Source organism: Anaerolineales bacterium (genome assembly GCA_019637805.1).
GTDB lineage: Bacteria > Chloroflexota > Anaerolineae > Anaerolineales > UBA11579 > JAMCZK01.
Map to the genome: position 1 here is coordinate 228907 of JAHBVB010000001.1, position 14097 is coordinate 243003.

General features: G+C 61.2%; 14 protein-coding genes and 2 tRNA genes. 6 read left to right on the plus strand and 10 right to left on the minus strand.

The genetic code is table 11. The annotated features are described in order from the left end of the window. Window positions 1–3 precede the first annotated feature (3 nt). The 7 genes from KF885_01065 to KF885_01095 all read right to left on the minus strand — a co-directional run bounded on the left by KF885_01065 (window position 4) and on the right by KF885_01095 (window position 7574). On the minus strand, window positions 4–990 hold the full coding sequence (locus KF885_01065; GenBank protein MBX3047745.1) for a phosphatase PAP2 family protein: 987 nt from the start codon (window positions 988–990) through the stop codon (window positions 4–6). Between the two features lie 2 nt (window positions 991–992). Beyond that, window positions 993–2120 (minus strand): aminopeptidase P family protein, encoded by a 1128-nt coding sequence (locus tag KF885_01070; protein MBX3047746.1) that lies wholly within the window; start codon window positions 2118–2120, stop codon window positions 993–995. Window positions 2121–2383: 263 nt separating this feature from the next. Then, window positions 2384–3136 carry a phosphate ABC transporter ATP-binding protein gene (pstB, locus tag KF885_01075; protein MBX3047747.1) on the minus strand — a complete coding sequence of 251 codons (753 nt, stop codon included), beginning with the start codon at window positions 3134–3136 and terminating at the stop codon, window positions 2384–2386. A 10-nt stretch (window positions 3137–3146) separates the two neighbouring features. Further along, the gene (locus KF885_01080) at window positions 3147–4016 is read right to left on the minus strand and encodes an ABC transporter permease subunit (GenBank protein MBX3047748.1); all 870 of its coding nucleotides are present in this window, start codon (window positions 4014–4016) and stop codon (window positions 3147–3149) included. Next, window positions 4013–4966: a phosphate ABC transporter permease subunit PstC gene (pstC, locus tag KF885_01085; protein MBX3047749.1), complete on the minus strand. Its 954-nt coding sequence runs from the start codon at window positions 4964–4966 to the stop codon at window positions 4013–4015. The genes KF885_01080 and pstC overlap by 4 nt, the downstream gene beginning before the upstream one ends. Window positions 4967–4986: 20 nt before the next feature. After that, the gene (locus KF885_01090; protein ID MBX3047750.1) at window positions 4987–5958 is read right to left on the minus strand and encodes a substrate-binding domain-containing protein; all 972 of its coding nucleotides are present in this window, start codon (window positions 5956–5958) and stop codon (window positions 4987–4989) included. Between the two features lie 248 nt (window positions 5959–6206). After that, window positions 6207–7574: an MFS transporter gene (locus KF885_01095; protein ID MBX3047751.1), complete on the minus strand. Its 1368-nt coding sequence runs from the start codon at window positions 7572–7574 to the stop codon at window positions 6207–6209. 133 nt (window positions 7575–7707) lie between these two features. Here KF885_01095 and KF885_01100 point away from each other — a divergent pair. From KF885_01100 to leuS, 4 genes are all read left to right on the plus strand, one after another. Next, window positions 7708–7780 (plus strand) — tRNA-Ala (locus tag KF885_01100). A gap of 119 nt (window positions 7781–7899) precedes the next feature. Next, a tRNA-Ala gene (locus KF885_01105) sits at window positions 7900–7972 on the plus strand. 102 nt (window positions 7973–8074) lie between these two features. Continuing rightward, window positions 8075–8575, plus strand: a complete 501-nt coding sequence (locus KF885_01110; protein MBX3047752.1) for a hypothetical protein — start codon at window positions 8075–8077, stop codon at window positions 8573–8575. Window positions 8576–8985: 410 nt separating this feature from the next. Then, window positions 8986–11424 carry a leucine--tRNA ligase gene (gene leuS / locus KF885_01115; protein ID MBX3047753.1) on the plus strand — a complete coding sequence of 813 codons (2439 nt, stop codon included), beginning with the start codon at window positions 8986–8988 and terminating at the stop codon, window positions 11422–11424. Between the two features lie 156 nt (window positions 11425–11580). On the opposite strand, the gene lgt is transcribed toward leuS, so the two are convergent. From lgt to KF885_01130, 3 genes are all read right to left on the minus strand, one after another. Then, window positions 11581–12384 (minus strand): prolipoprotein diacylglyceryl transferase, encoded by an 804-nt coding sequence (gene lgt, locus KF885_01120; protein ID MBX3047754.1) that lies wholly within the window; start codon window positions 12382–12384, stop codon window positions 11581–11583. A gap of 88 nt (window positions 12385–12472) precedes the next feature. Further along, entirely contained in the window at window positions 12473–12673 is a 201-nt protein-coding gene (locus tag KF885_01125; protein ID MBX3047755.1) for a helix-turn-helix transcriptional regulator, read from the minus strand. Continuing rightward, window positions 12670–13044, minus strand: coding sequence for a hypothetical protein (locus tag KF885_01130; GenBank protein ID MBX3047756.1), 375 nt, complete (start codon window positions 13042–13044; stop codon window positions 12670–12672). Before KF885_01130 ends, KF885_01125 begins: the two co-directional genes overlap by 4 nt. A 108-nt stretch (window positions 13045–13152) precedes the next feature. On the opposite strand from KF885_01130, the gene KF885_01135 reads away from it, so the two are divergent. Together KF885_01135 and KF885_01140 are read left to right on the plus strand one after the other, a co-directional pair. Next, window positions 13153–13593: a nitroreductase family deazaflavin-dependent oxidoreductase gene (locus KF885_01135; protein MBX3047757.1), complete on the plus strand. Its 441-nt coding sequence runs from the start codon at window positions 13153–13155 to the stop codon at window positions 13591–13593. After that, window positions 13593–13973 (plus strand): DUF1801 domain-containing protein, encoded by a 381-nt coding sequence (locus KF885_01140; GenBank protein ID MBX3047758.1) that lies wholly within the window; start codon window positions 13593–13595, stop codon window positions 13971–13973. Before KF885_01135 ends, KF885_01140 begins: the two co-directional genes overlap by 1 nt. Window positions 13974–14097 lie beyond the last annotated feature (124 nt).

Below are 14097 nucleotides of genomic sequence, written 5' to 3' on the forward strand. Positions count from 1 at the left end.
AGGCTACGCCCGCCGCGCCAGGCCCAGCCGCACGAACGCCTCCGGGGCCAAACCAGCGCCCCAAAACCCGATCAGGGCGTAACGCAGATAGCGCAAAGCATAGCTGAGCAGGTCTGCCTGGCGCGGGAAGACCGCGCCCAAACCGGCCCACAGCGCCAGGACCACCGCAGTGCCCAGCAGATAACGCAGGGATTTCTGCTCAATCGTTCCCTGCACCCGGAAGCCGCCCCGGCTCTCCAACCAAGCCAGCCCGGCGCCAAAGCCAAACAGGGTGGCGGCCGGGGTGATCAGCTCGCTCAGGCTGAAAACGCCGTCCAGGGAAGAGCCGACCACCGCCAGCGAATTGCGCTCCCAGTCGGCCGGCATGGCAAAGTCGCCCGCCGAAGCGATCGCCAAGGCGCCGAGGGCGATCAGCAACAGCGAGGCAGCCAACGCAACCAGGACCTGGCGGGCCAAGGACAGGCGCAGCAGCCAGGCCGTCACCGGTTTTTCAAACCGCAGGAAGGCCCACAGCGCCAGCAAGCCCAGCAGCCACCCGGAGAGCACATCAAAGTGGAAATGCAGGCCCAGCGCGATCCGGGAGAAGCCGATCAGCGCCACCAGCGCGGCGGCCAGCCAGGTGAACCAGGGCCGGCTCAGGGTCGTCGCGGCCAGCCCCCACAAACTGAGCGGCGTCTGCGAATGGCCGGAGGGCGCGCCAAAGGTGGGTTCAAAGTGCGAGGCGTAGATATCCGCAGAGATCCAGAAGGGGCGCGGCAAACGCCAGGCCAGTTTAAGGATCACATTGAGCGCAGAGCCGATCAGCAGCAAAAAGGTAAGCCGGACAGCAAAGGCCTTATCGAAACACCAATAGATTAGTGGAAGAAGGACCAGATAGAACTCGGTAGTGCCGAGAAAGGAAAGCGCCTGCCAAAATTCCGCCAAGCCCCCTGCCCAGCTCTGCACCGCCAGGGTGAAAGCGACGCCGCTATCGATCAACCATTCGAACATCGCTACCCTATTACGCGCAGTTCACGCGGAAAGCTGGAGAAGGATTTGTTGCCATCTTCCGTGATGACCACGTTGTCCTCAATGCGTACGCCGCCGCGGCCGTCCAGATAGATGCCCGGCTCAACGGTAAAGGTCATGCCCGGCTCCAGCACCATCGGGTTGCCCGCCCGCATGTACGGTTCCTCATGGGCCTCTATGCCCAGGCCATGGCCGGTACGATGCGTGAACTGGGCGCCGTAGCCGCTGTCCTCGATCACCTCGCGGGCGGCGGCGTCCACGTCGCTGCAGGGCGCACCGGGTTGGGCAGCCTCGCGGGCGGCTTCATTGGCCAGGCGCACTGTCTCGTAGATCTTCTTGAACTCCGGCTCTACCTCGCCCACGGCGAACGTGCGCGTCAGGTCTGAGAAGTAGCCATCCTTGCTGGCGCCCCAGTCAAACAAGAGCAGGTCGCCGGCTTGCAGCGCTCGTTCGCTGACCGTAGCATGCGGGTTGGCGCTGTTCGGGCCGGAGGCCACGATCGGCTGGAAGGGCAGCTCGGGGTCGCTGCCATAAGCGTACAGCTGCTGGATCAATTCGCCGGCGACCTGGATCTCGGTCATGCCCACGCGCAGCTTGGCCAACGTGGCCTCCAGGGCAGCCTCGGCGATCACCACGGCCGTTTGCATGGCAGCTTGTTCGCTCTCATCCTTGGCCATGCGCAGCTGGGCGATCAGGTCGCCCGCGTCTTCAAAGCTGGCGCCTGGGAAAGCGCGTTCCAGGTAGCGCAGTTCCATCACGCGCAAATGCAGGTTCTCTATCCCGATCCGTTTAGGCGCGCCCAGCTGGCTGGCGGCCTGGTCAAAGCTGGCCTGCCACAGCGCCGGGTCCTCGCCAAAGGTCACGGTATCCAATGGAAACCCCAAGCCCTGCGTCTTACCCACTTCAAAACCGGGCAGAACGAAGAGCGGCTTGCGTCCGGGTGTCAGGAACAGCACGGTGGGGCGTTCCATCAAGTGAAAATGGCTGCCTGCCAGGTAGAACTGGCTGGGAGTGGCGTTAATCGCCAAGGCATCCAGACCGCGCTCGGCCAGCAAAGCCAGCGCTTTGGCCTGTCGCTTATTAAGATTTTCCACTGAGTGTAGTTGGGCCATAGCAGATCTCCATGGCCCATTATAGTCCTGCCGTGTTTACATTTTGCCGTTCAAGCAGGCTTTGGTGCGTCCGCAACTGTATGGGTTTTTTGCGATGGGAACTCGCAGGAGCTACATTTCGCCGTTCAAGCAGGCCTTGGTACGTTCCGCAATAGAGCAGGTTTTTTGCGAACGGGAACTTGCAGGAATTACATCTCGCCGCTCAAGTAGGCTTTGGTGCGCTCCGCAACCGTGTGGTTTTTCGCGATGGGAACTCGCAGGAATTACATTTCGCCGCTCAAGTAGGCTTTGGTGCGAGGGTCCTTGGGCGAGCTGAGCAGCTTGCTGGCCGGGCCGGCTTCCACCAATTCACCCAGGTACATGAAGACCACATAATCTGCCAGGCGGCGTGCCTGGCGCAGCACATGCGTGACGATCACGATGGTGTACTGGCTCTTCAGCTCTTTCAGGCTGGTTTCAATGTTCTTGGCGGAAATAGGGTCCAACGCTGAGGTGGGTTCATCGCCCAGCAAGACCTCAGGCTCCACCGCCAGGCCGCGCGCCAGGCACAGGCGTTGCTGCTGGCCAATCGACAGGCTCGTGGCTGGCTGGGTCAAGCGGTCTTTGACCTCATCCCACAGGCCGGCCAGCTTCAAGTATTTCTCCACATGGCCTTTGACCTCGCGGCGGTTGGTCATATCGTGAATGCGCAAGCCGAAGGCCACGTTATCGAAGATAGACATCGGGAGCAGGTAGGGACGCTGGGCGATCAGGCCGATCTTGGTGCGCACTTCGGTGACGTCCACGTCCGGAGCGTAAATGTCAATATCGTCGAATTTGACTTCGCCTTCGACCCGTGTGTTGTCCACCAGGTCATGGAAGCGGTTAAGCGTCTTCAGCAGCGTGGATTTACCGCAACCGGAAGGCCCGATGATGGCGGTGATCTGGTTGCGCGGAATTTCCAGGTCCACAGATTTAAGCGCCTGATTGGCACCGTAATACACATTCAAATCTTTGATCGAGATATGGCTATCCATCAACTATCCTCTAATTCACTACATTACGGCTCAGGCGGCGCGCCAGGGCGCGCGACAGACCGCTCACAATCAAAATCAATACGGTTAAGATCAGCGCAGCCGCATAACCGCGGGCGCGCACTTCCGGGAACGGTGAGCTTAGCTGGAAGAAGACCGCCAAGGGCAGGGAAGCCGCCGGCCCGGCCAGCGAAGTCGGAATGCGGTCGGTGAAGCCGGCGGTGAACAACACGGAAGCGGCGTCGCCAATGCCCCGGCCAAAGGCCAGCAGCACGGCGGTAAAGATGCCGGGCAAACTTTGGCGCAGCACCACGGCCCGGGCCATCTCCAACTTGGTGGCGCCCAGGCCAAAGGCGGCTTCTTTCTGTCCGCTGGGAATCAGGCGCATGACCTCATCCATGCCGCGCACCATAATGGGAATTTGCAGCAAACTCACCACCAAAATACCAGCGCCCAGTGAAGCCCGCATCCCCATCGAGATCATGATCAGAAAACCAAAAGCGCCATAGACCAGCGAGGGCACACCCCACAGCACGTCCAAGGTCAGACGGGTGAACAGGGCCCAACGCGAGCTGGGCGCATACACATTCAGACCCAGGGCAATCGGCAAACTAACCAAGAAGGCCAGTATCGTCCCGCCGCCGGCCAGGTACAGCGAACCCAAAATTGCGTTCAGCAGGCCGCCGCCGCCGCCCAGGTAAAAGCCGCCCTCAGGCGCCTTGGTGATCATGTCCCAACTCATCGCCGGCAGTCCGCGCACCAACACGGACCCCAGGATGCCCGCCAGGGCCAGCACCAGCACCACCGCAGACAGGCGCATTAACACGCCAAACAAGCTCTCTTCCAGGTGGGCGCGCCGCCACCAACGTTTCTGCATGCTCATGAGCTCACCTCTTGCCCCAAACGCGCCAAGACGATCGCCGAGAGGACATTAAAAATGATCACAACCACCAACAAGAGCAGCGCGGCGCCCATCAAAGCCGCGTCATAGCGCGGAATGGACATCATTTCGCCATAGTTGTTGGCGATCAGCGCCGTTAGCGGATAGCCGGGGTCAAACACCGAACGCGGAATGGCAGGCGTATTGCCCACCACCATCATTACCGCCAGGGTTTCACCAAACGCGCGTGACAGGCCCATCACCGCCGCGGCGATGATGCCCGGCAAGGCATTCGGCAGCACGGCATGTTTGATCGCCTGCCAGCGCGTGGCGCCCACTGCCAGGGCGGCCTCACGCACGCCTTGCGGCACGGTGCGCAGCACCTCGACCGTGATAGACACAATGATCGGGGAGATCATCACCGCCAACACAATACCACCGGCCAAAATGCTGAAGCCGGTGGGATTGCTGGAGGTCAGGATGGGCAGATCGCCAAACACGCCGCGCAAGAACTGGCCCAGCCGCGGCACGACTGGTACCACCACCAGCAAGCCCCAAACGCCGTATACCACAGAAGGGATGCCCGCCAGTAAGTCAATCGCCGGCAGAATGCCGCGCAAAGTGCCCCGTCGGGCATACTCCACCAGAAAGATCGACGCGAAAATGCAAGGCGGCACGGCCAGGATCAGGGCCAGCAAGGTAACCCACAGCGTGCCGCTGATGAACGTACTCAGCCCAAATTCGCCCTGGCTTGGCCGCCATAGGTCGCCAGTCAGGAATTCCCAGGGCGTGACAAACTGAAAAATGGGGAGTGTGCGAAACAGCAGCGCCGCGGCCATCAACAACAGCAGCAACAAAGGCAAGCTGGCTGCCAGGAGAAAGCTCCTGGCAGCCAGCTTATCGCTAAAGATCCGGCGCAATGCCGAGCGCGAACCAGCTAGGGATAACTTCATAATGCTCCTAGACTACTAGGTTAGCGCAAATTGTCAATCTCTGACTGTAATTCAGCCTCGGTCATGGGTACATAACCTGCCTCGGCCACAAACGCTTGACCGTCCTGCAGGATCCACAACAGCAAGTCCAACACGGCACCTTCCGGTTTGCCTTTGCTCACCAGATACAGCAAGCGCGCCGGCGGAGAGGGATAGTCGCCGCTCAGGATGGCTTCCACGGCCTCGGTGCGGGTCTCCAGGTATTCGTGCTCCTCGATGACGCCATTGGTGTTGATGTCAATCGGCGGCACCACCGCGCCTTCCACAACTTCGCCAGTCGCCAGGCTGTAGATGTAGCCCAGGTTGTTGTAGCCCACGCCCAACGGGTCGTTGAGCACAGCCTGCAGCAGGCCCGGGTCAGCATCCACACCAATGCCCTGCAGGTCTTCCTGAGCATTGCCGCCAATGAACTTGGAGAACATTTCAGCCGCACCGGCGGAGTCGGAGCGAGTGTAGACGTGGATCTCCTCCGTGATGCTGGGGTCGCCCAGCAGGTCACCCCAGGTGGTGTATTCGCCCGTCAGCCAGACCTTGCCCAGGGCTTCGGTGGTGACGCCCTTTTCGAGGATCAGATCAATGTAGGGGTTCTGGGCATTGACCACAAAGAACACCGCATCACGGGTCACCGCCACCGGGAAGGCGCCTTGGGCGATCTCTTCTTCATTCAATTCACGCGAGACCATGCCCAGGTCCGTGGCACCGGCCAGTACATCCGACACACCCTTGCCGGCGCCGCCGCCAGTGATGTCAAAGTTCACGCCGGGATGAGTGCCCTGGTATTCCTCGGCAAAACGCACCATCATCGGATACAGGGCAAAAGCCCCCGAAAGGGCAAAGGTGGTTTCTTCGCCTGCGCCAGGCGCTTCGCCGGCAGGGGTGTCTGCAGCGGGGGCCGCACAAGCAGCCAGCACAACGGCCAGCAAAAGTAACATTCGCAAAGCAACTTGTTTCATAGTCGTCTCCTGAGTAAACCCAACCTACGGTTTGTCCATCACAACTCGTAAATGAGAGGAGCTCACCCTCACTAACGATACGCTCGGCCGCCTGTTACCAGCAGCACAATTTAAGATGACGGATTTTGTCGGGTTTCGTCCGCAAGATAATAACCGTAAAGCCTTGATTGTCAAGAGATTTAGTCAAGTTTCACCACAACATTGATTGGTGCCTCAGTCTGGGCAAATCCGCTCAAAAATTGCGCGGCTTAGCTGGCCCCCAGCGCTTCTTTGGCCGAGGCTTCTTCACTCTGGCTTCTAACAATCACGTCGGGGATCTCATCCTGCACGTTGCGCAGCCGCGGGTTGGTCAGGGAAACGAAAGAGATCAGCAGCACCAGCAAGCCCACTACAGCAAAGAAAAGCGCCAGGCCACGGCCCGGCCCCACCCCGACCCAATCGCCTATGAAAGTAGTGGCCAGCGCCCCGCCCGGCATGAGGCTGGGCGCGAAGACCTGGTCCACCAGCGGGCCGGCCAGCAAGATCGCCACAGGGGCCGTGAACTGGGCCAGCATGCGCCGCACCGAGAAAACCCGCCCCTGCAAATCCGGCTCTGTCTTGCTCTGCCACAGCGCCTGGCTGCTGCCATTCATGATGGGCAGCACCAGCATGGAGAAAAAGCCGGTCACTGCGATCAGCGTCAGCGAAGCGGGCAAGAGCAGGAACAGCAGCATGGCGCCCATCCAGATGCCGGCGCCCAAGACGCCATACACCCTGCGCTTGGGTCCACCCCAGGCGCTCATCACGAAAGTGCCCACCAGCATCCCCGCCCCGACCAGCGAAGCCACAAAGCCCGCCTGGTCTGGGTTGCCCAAACTGAGCAACAGCGGGGTCCATAACGGCCCCAGCATGCTAAAGAACAGGTTGATGCCGGCAAAGTACATCAGCAGCGAGAAAAGCCCGGGGCGGTTTCGAATGTAATCCAGCCCAAAGCGCATGCTGGTCATAATCGAAGACTGGCTGGCGGCTTCCTCCGCAGTACGCACCGGCTCGGGGATGCGTACAAAGAACAGGGTGCCGACTGCGAACAGGAAAGTGACTATGTCGATCGCCACCACGCTCTGCATGCCCCAGGTCACAAAAAGGGCGCCAGCAATGCCCGGGGCCAGCAATTGGCCGACGGCGTCGGCCATCTGCACCATGCCGCTGGCCCGGCCCAGCTGGGCCTGCGGCACCAGCATGGTGGTCGCCGCCGAATAGGCCGGCCACTGGAAAGTGCCAAAAAGCGAGGCAACAAAGTTGGCCACATAAATGTGCCAAATTTGCAAACTGTCCGTGAGTAGTAAAGCAAGAATGACCACGGTGGTCAGCCCGGCCCCCGTGTCACTCAGGATCATCATCCAGCGCCGCGGGAAGCGGTCCACCAAGGCGCCCGCTACGGGCGAAAAGAGCACGCCGGGCAGGGTAAAGGCCAGAATGCTCATGGCAAAGGCGGTAGTGGAACCGGTGGTCTGGTAGATGTAAACGCCCAGGGCAAAACCGGTCAGTCCAGAACCAAGCAGCGATACGAGTTGGCCCAGCCAAATAATGTAAAAAGTCCGCATGGTTTGTGGACCGGGTTGGGTGTGCTCCGACATAGGGCTCCTTAGGCCGCGAGGAATTTGAGGCGAGCGACAATTTTACTCGGCGCGTGCGGTCTATGTTGCAAGCCAGCATCCTTTTCTTGACAGCGACTGTACCGTACAGTACAATCCGGCGACCTTAACAGAAGGGCCTGTAGCGCAGTTGGGAGCGCGCCTCAATCGCACTGAGGAGGTCGAGGGTTCGAATCCCTCCAGGTCCACTGTGCAGCACTCCTTGCGAAGCTACGAGTAGCCCAAGCTGCACAGTTTCTTCGCAAGGGTAAGCACAAGCTGGAGTTGTCGGCGCAGCCGAAAAGCAGAGCAGTTTGCGCTCTGCGCCGGGCCCATGGCGCAGCTGGGAGCGCGTCTCAATGGCATTGAGAAGGTCGAGGGTTCGAATCCCTCTGGGTCCACTGGAAAGCACCCTCGCAAATGACGAGGGTGCTTTCGTTTTAACCTTGACAAATCGCCGCCCACCCCTATAATTTAGGTATACCTAAATTATAGGGTGTCCCATGTTGGACGTTCAAAAATTCCTAATTGATGGCAGCATTCTGATCGCCGCTTTCACCGCCCTGGTGTTTTATGTCGGCCTCTACAAGCCGCGCCTCTTCCTCACCAAGCAGGATACACCGGCAGACATCCTGGCCGCCGTGCCGCCGCAAACCGAGGCGGAGAAGCGCGAGGCAAAACTGCTCGCCATCCCGCTCTTGCTGATCATGGTTGGCGGTGTCTTCTATTCCACTTATACCTTCGCCCTGCAAAGTGGCGCCAGCTTCGGGACGCTCTTCCTGCACGCGGCGATCCTGGTGCTGGCCATCTCCCTCTTCGACCTGGTGGTCATCGACTGGCTGGTGCTGAACACGATCACGCCCCAATGGACGGTGTTCCCGGGCACGGAAGGCTTTGCCGGCTACAAGGACTATGGTTTCCACGGTCGCGCCCACCTCAAAGCGCTGCCGGGGCTGGCAATCGCCGCCGCACTGCTGGCTGGCCTGGCCTATTGGCTGGCCTGACGCCTGTTTTCTTGACACCCCTGCCAGCATCTTGTAGAATCACCGGAAATGCATAGCGGCAGCATGCCGCAAGCGCCGAGCAGGAGTAATAAGCTATCCGGCAGAGAGCAGGGACGCAGTGGTGCAAGTCCCGCGCGGCGACCCGGACGCCAAAAAGCCCAACTCGCCTGCAGGCTCAGACGAAGTCTGAGCACGGTCCACAGCCGAAGCCCAGTAAGCTGTGGCGGGGGGACGCCCCGTTATCAACGCTTGAGCGGCCCGCGCACGAAACCCTGCACGGGCAATGCGGGTGGTACCGCGGGAGTTCTATCTCTCGTCCCGTGAATTGCGAAAAACGCAATTCACGCGACGGGAGATTTTTGTTTAGCTAACCGCTAATCGCTAACAGCTATTAGCTAATAAGGAGCAGAATGGCAGAAAAATACACCCCGGCCGAGATCGAGGCCAAATGGCAGCAGAAGTGGGAAGCGGACGGCCTATACCATGCCGACATTGACCCCAAGCGCCCCAAGCACTACGCCCTGACCATGCTGCCTTACCCCTCCGGCGACCTGCACATCGGCCATTGGTATGCCATGACGCCTTCCGACGCCCGCGCCCGCTACATGCGCATGCGCGGCCACAACGTGGTCTTTCCCATGGGCTTCGACGCCTTCGGCCTGCCGGCCGAAAACGCCGCCATCCAGCGCAACATCCACCCCAAGCAATGGACCTACGCCAACATCGAGCGCATGCGCGGCCAGCTGCGCAGCATGGGCGCCATGTTCGACTGGCGCCGCCAGGCGGTCTCCTCCGACCCTGAATATTACAAATGGACGCAATGGTTCTTCCAGAAGCTGTACAAGCAAGGCCTGGCCTACCGCAAGCTGGCCGCGGTGGACTGGTGCCCCAAGGACAACACCACCCTGGCCCGCGAGCAGGTGGTGGGCGAAAAGCGCGTCTGCGAGCGCTGCGGCACGCCCGTGATCAAAAAAGAGCTGGAGCAGTGGTTCTTCCGCATCACCAACTACGCCGATGAGCTGCTGCACTTTGACGGCATCGACTGGCCGCAGCAGATTCAAACCCTGCAGCGCAACTGGATCGGCCGCTCCGAAGGCGCCAATGTGACCTTCAAGACCGAGACCGGCCAGGAATTCACCATCTTCACCACCCGGCCGGACACGCTGTGGGGCGCCACCTTCATGGTGCTGGCCCCCGAGCACCCGCTGCTGGCTGAAGTCACTAGCCACGAACAACGCGCCGAAGTGGAAGCCTATGTGGCCGAGGCCGTCCGCCAGACCGAGATCGAGCGCGAGTCCACCGAAAAAGAGAAGAGCGGCGTGTTCACCGGCGGCTACGCCATCAACCCGGTCAACGGCGAGCGCATCCCCGTTTGGGTGGCCGACTATGTGCTGATGACCTACGGCACCGGCGCGATTATGGCCGTGCCCGCCCACGACCAGCGCGACTTCGAATTCGCCCGCAAGTACGGGCTGGAAGTGCGCCCAGTCATCCAGCCGGAAGGCGAAGTGCTGGACGGCGCGACGATGACCGCCGCCGTCAGCGGCGAAGGCGTGATGGCCAACAGCGGCGTGCTGAGCGGCACGCCTTCCAGCGAAGCCATCTCCAAAACCATCGCCTACCTGAAGGCCGAGAAGCTGGGCGAAGCCGCGGTGGGCTACCGCCTGCGTGACTGGCTGATCTCGCGCCAGCGCTACTGGGGCGCGCCGATCCCGATGGTCTACTGCCAGGACTGCGGCGTGCAGCCCGTGCCGGAGGACCAGCTGCCGGTGGTGCTGCCGGACGACGTGGAATGGACGCCCACCGGCGAAAGCCCGCTGAAGCTGCACCCCACTTGGAAGCAGACGACCTGCCCCAACTGCGGCGGCCCGGCCGAACGCGACACGGACACGATGGACACCTTCATGTGCTCCTCGTGGTATTTCCTGCGTTACCTGAGCCCGCACGACGACAAGGCGCCCTTCGACGAGAATGAGTACAACTATTGGGCGCCGGTGGACACCTACACCGGCGGCGCCGAACATGCCGTGATGCACCTGCTGTATGTGCGCTTCTTCCACAAGGCGCTGCGTGACATGGGCCTGGTGGAAGGCAACGAGCCGATCATGCAGCTGCGCAACCAGGGCCAGATCCTGGGGCCGGACGGCCAGCGCATGAGCAAGTCACGCGGCAACGTGGTCGACCCGGACGCCCAGGTAGCGCTGTACGGCGCCGACACGGTGCGCGCCTACCTAATGTTCGGCTACCGCTGGTCCGAAGGCGGCCCGTGGAGCGACGACAACATCCAGGGCGTGGTGCGCTGGCTGTTCCGCGTCTGGGGGCTGTTTGAACCGGGTACCCAGAAGAGCGCAGGCCCGGACGTCACTAAACGACTGCGCCGTAAGGCGCACCAAACCATCCAGCGCATCAGCCGCGACATGGAGAACTTCGAGTTCAACACCATCGTCTCTGCGCTGATGGAACTGACCAACACCATGCAGGAAGCCTATGACGCCGGGGCCACCGGCAGCCCGGAATGGGCCGAGGCCCAGAACATTCTGCTGCGCCTGATGGCCCCGGTCACCCCCCACATTGCCGAAGAGCTGTGGGCCAAACTGGGCAAGCCCTATTCCGTGCACCTGCAGGCCTGGCCGCAAGCCGACCCGCAAGCCGCCAAGGAAGACGAAGTGACCCTGATCGTGCAGGTCAACGGCAAGCTGCGCGACCGCATCACCATCCCAGCCGGCACCAGCGATGAGGACGCCAAAGCCCAGGCTCTGGCCAGCGAAGCGGTGATCAAGGCGCTGGAAGGCAAGCCGCCCAGGCAGGTGATTGTAGTGCAGGGCAAGTTGGTGAATATCGTTCTTTAGCTGTAAGCCGCAGGCTCTAAGCTATAAGCAAGTCCCAACGATATCATTTTGTCATTCCGAGGAGGGTCGCAGGCCCGACAAGGAATCCCTATGACGGGCCAAGGCAAAAAGAAAGGCTGGAATGAATTCCAGCCTTTCATCCTTCACCCTCTGCCCTCATACTTTCGTCCTGTGCCTCCACGCCAATAGCCCGGCCGCCAGCACCAGCACCACGGCCATGAAGGTCTGGTTGGCGTTGAAGCCGGCGATCTCGGCCGCGTCCAGGCGGATGAAGTCCAACAGGATGCGGATGGTGGGGTAGGTGATCAGATAGACCAGGAACAGATCCCCGGGTTTCAGGCTCTGGCCGAATTTGCGGCCGAGCCAGATCAGCAAGGCCGCAGTGCCCAGGCTCCACAGGGACTCGTAAAGGAAGATGGGATGGTAGCGGGCCACATCGGCGAATTCCGGCAGGCGATAGGCCGGGTCGATGGTGATGGCCCAGGACAAATCGCTGGGAGCGCCGTACAGCTCCTGGTTGACGTAATTGGCCCAACGGCCCAGCCCCTGCCCCAGGGCGATGGCTGGCGCAAAGACATCCAGCCAGGCAGCGAAGGCCTCGCCGCGGCGGCGGGCCAGGATGTAGAGGGCCAGCACACCACCGATCACCGCCCCGGGGATGCCCAAGCCGCCGCGCCAAATGGCCAGCGCATCGAGCGGATGAGTGAGGTAATACTGCGTGGTCACGCCGGCGGCGATCAGCGAGGGCGAAGGAGTGAAGATGTGCCATAACCGGGCTCCGAGCACCCCAGCCAGCACCACCCACAGCAAACTCTCCCAGATAAAGTCACTGCGCAGCTTGCGCTGTTTGGCGTGCCACTCAGCCAGCGCCGCGCCGGCAACCACCGCCCCCATCACGATCAGGCCATAGTAGCGAATGTACAGCGGCCCCAGATGAATACCCAGTTCGTCTATAGACATAATTTCTCCGCCCTAAATCATACTCGCTTTGTTAAGCGCCCAAAATCAGACCACCCTGCGGGGTCTGATTTGGGCTTGTGCGGCCGAGCTATTCGGCCGCGCCGGGGAAGAAGATCTCTTCGATCTTGAGCTCGAAGAGCGCCGCCAGGGCAAAGGCCAGGTCCAGGCTGGGGTTGTACTTGCCGGTCTCGATGGCGTTGATCGTCTGGCGCGAGACGCCTGCCTGCTGGGCGAGCTGCTCCTGTGACCAGTCGCGTTCGGCGCGCAGCACCTTCAGACGGTTCTTCATTGGTAGCGCCGCCGGGCCAGCAGCTGGCCGGCCCCCCACAAGACACCCATGGAAATCAAGGCGGTGCCCAAGTCGATCGGCGGCACACCAGCAATGCCCAACAGCGAGCTGGCCAACAGCACCAGGAACATGCCGCCGAAAGCCAGGGAAAGCGCTTCGAGCTGAATCGTGCGCTCCAATTCATCCATGGCCATCATCTGGTCACGAGCGACAAAGATGACGATGAAGATGCCCGGTATGAGAGGCAGGAGCGCCAGAACCAGCAGGACGGGCTTACTGATATACATGCTGGAGCGGGCCAGGCTGACCGCCAGGACGACCAAGACGGCATAGGCCAGAAAAGCCAAAAGCAGCTTTTGTTTGGGTTTCATGTTCAGTCTCTCCTTGCCAAGATAATACATATATCTTTACATTTTGTCAAGTTATCTTTACATACACGCTGGCTGATGGCTTGTATACTTAAGCCTGTGAGGACTTCGATGAGCCCACCGGAACCTATCTACAGCAGCCCCGGCCATTGGCTGGTGCGCTTGCACATGCTGGCCTACCTCAAGAGCGGTGGACGCCTGGGGCACAAGCTGGGCGGCACCCGCTCACTGCTGCTGACCACCCGCGGGCGCACGTCAGGGAAGCTGTTTCGCACCGCCCTGCTGTACGGGCAAGATGCGGGGCGCTATGTGATCGTGGCTTCACGCGGCGGGCACCCGCAGCACCCCAACTGGTTCAGCAACCTGCGGCAAGATCCGACGGTTCAGGTGCAGGTCGGCACCGAGGTCTTCGAGGCAGCCGCCCGCATTGCGCAGGGCGCTGAACGCGAGCGCCTCTGGGCCTTGATGGCCGCCATTTGGCCGCGCTACAACACCTACCAGGCCAACACACAGCGCACGATCCCCGTGGTGGTGCTGGAGCGAAGCGGCTGATGCCTAGCCAAAACGTTGACGCCTACTTGGAGCGTCTCGACCACCCGCTCAAGCCAGTGGTCGAGGCGCTGCGGGCGGTGATCCTGGCGGCGGATGCCGGGCTGAACGAGCGCATCAAGTGGAATGCGCCCAGCTTTGGCTACGCTGACCAAGACCGCATCACCTTCATGCTGCGCGACGCCGACAAAGTGCGCCTGATCTTCCACCGCGGTGCCCGCGCCGAGGGCGACGCGGCCTTCAGTTTTGAAGACCCCAGCGGCCTGGTGGAGTGGGTTAACAACGAACGCGGCACCGTAGTCTTCACCAGTCTGGATGACGCGCAGGCCCAGAATGCGGCGCTGGCCGATCTGGTACGCGCCTGGATGCAGGCTACAAGCTGAGCATGCCGTAGACCTTTCGTCATTGCGAGAAGTACTTGCGAAGCAAGTGCGACGAAGCAATCTCCAGTCTAACTACAAGTCATGCGTAGGGGCGAGGCGTGCCTCGCCCTCCCACACATAAAAC

Coding starts and splice junctions, on each gene's coding strand:
- KF885_01065 (MBX3047745.1), bottom strand. CDS start 990: ATGTTCGAATGGTTGATCGATAGCGGCGTCGCTTTCACCCTGGCGGTG.
- KF885_01125 (MBX3047755.1), bottom strand. CDS start 12,673: ATGAAGAACCGTCTGAAGGTGCTGCGCGCCGAACGCGACTGGTCACAG.
- leuS (MBX3047753.1), top strand. CDS start 8,986: ATGGCAGAAAAATACACCCCGGCCGAGATCGAGGCCAAATGGCAGCAG.
- KF885_01140 (MBX3047758.1), top strand. CDS start 13,593: ATGCCTAGCCAAAACGTTGACGCCTACTTGGAGCGTCTCGACCACCCG.
- KF885_01130 (MBX3047756.1), bottom strand. CDS start 13,044: ATGAAACCCAAACAAAAGCTGCTTTTGGCTTTTCTGGCCTATGCCGTC.
- pstB (MBX3047747.1), bottom strand. CDS start 3,136: ATGGATAGCCATATCTCGATCAAAGATTTGAATGTGTATTACGGTGCC.
- KF885_01080 (MBX3047748.1), bottom strand. CDS start 4,016: ATGAGCATGCAGAAACGTTGGTGGCGGCGCGCCCACCTGGAAGAGAGC.
- KF885_01095 (MBX3047751.1), bottom strand. CDS start 7,574: ATGTCGGAGCACACCCAACCCGGTCCACAAACCATGCGGACTTTTTAC.
- KF885_01090 (MBX3047750.1), bottom strand. CDS start 5,958: ATGAAACAAGTTGCTTTGCGAATGTTACTTTTGCTGGCCGTTGTGCTG.
- KF885_01110 (MBX3047752.1), top strand. CDS start 8,075: ATGTTGGACGTTCAAAAATTCCTAATTGATGGCAGCATTCTGATCGCC.
- lgt (MBX3047754.1), bottom strand. CDS start 12,384: ATGTCTATAGACGAACTGGGTATTCATCTGGGGCCGCTGTACATTCGC.
- KF885_01070 (MBX3047746.1), bottom strand. CDS start 2,120: ATGGCCCAACTACACTCAGTGGAAAATCTTAATAAGCGACAGGCCAAA.
- KF885_01135 (MBX3047757.1), top strand. CDS start 13,153: ATGAGCCCACCGGAACCTATCTACAGCAGCCCCGGCCATTGGCTGGTG.
- pstC (MBX3047749.1), bottom strand. CDS start 4,966: ATGAAGTTATCCCTAGCTGGTTCGCGCTCGGCATTGCGCCGGATCTTT.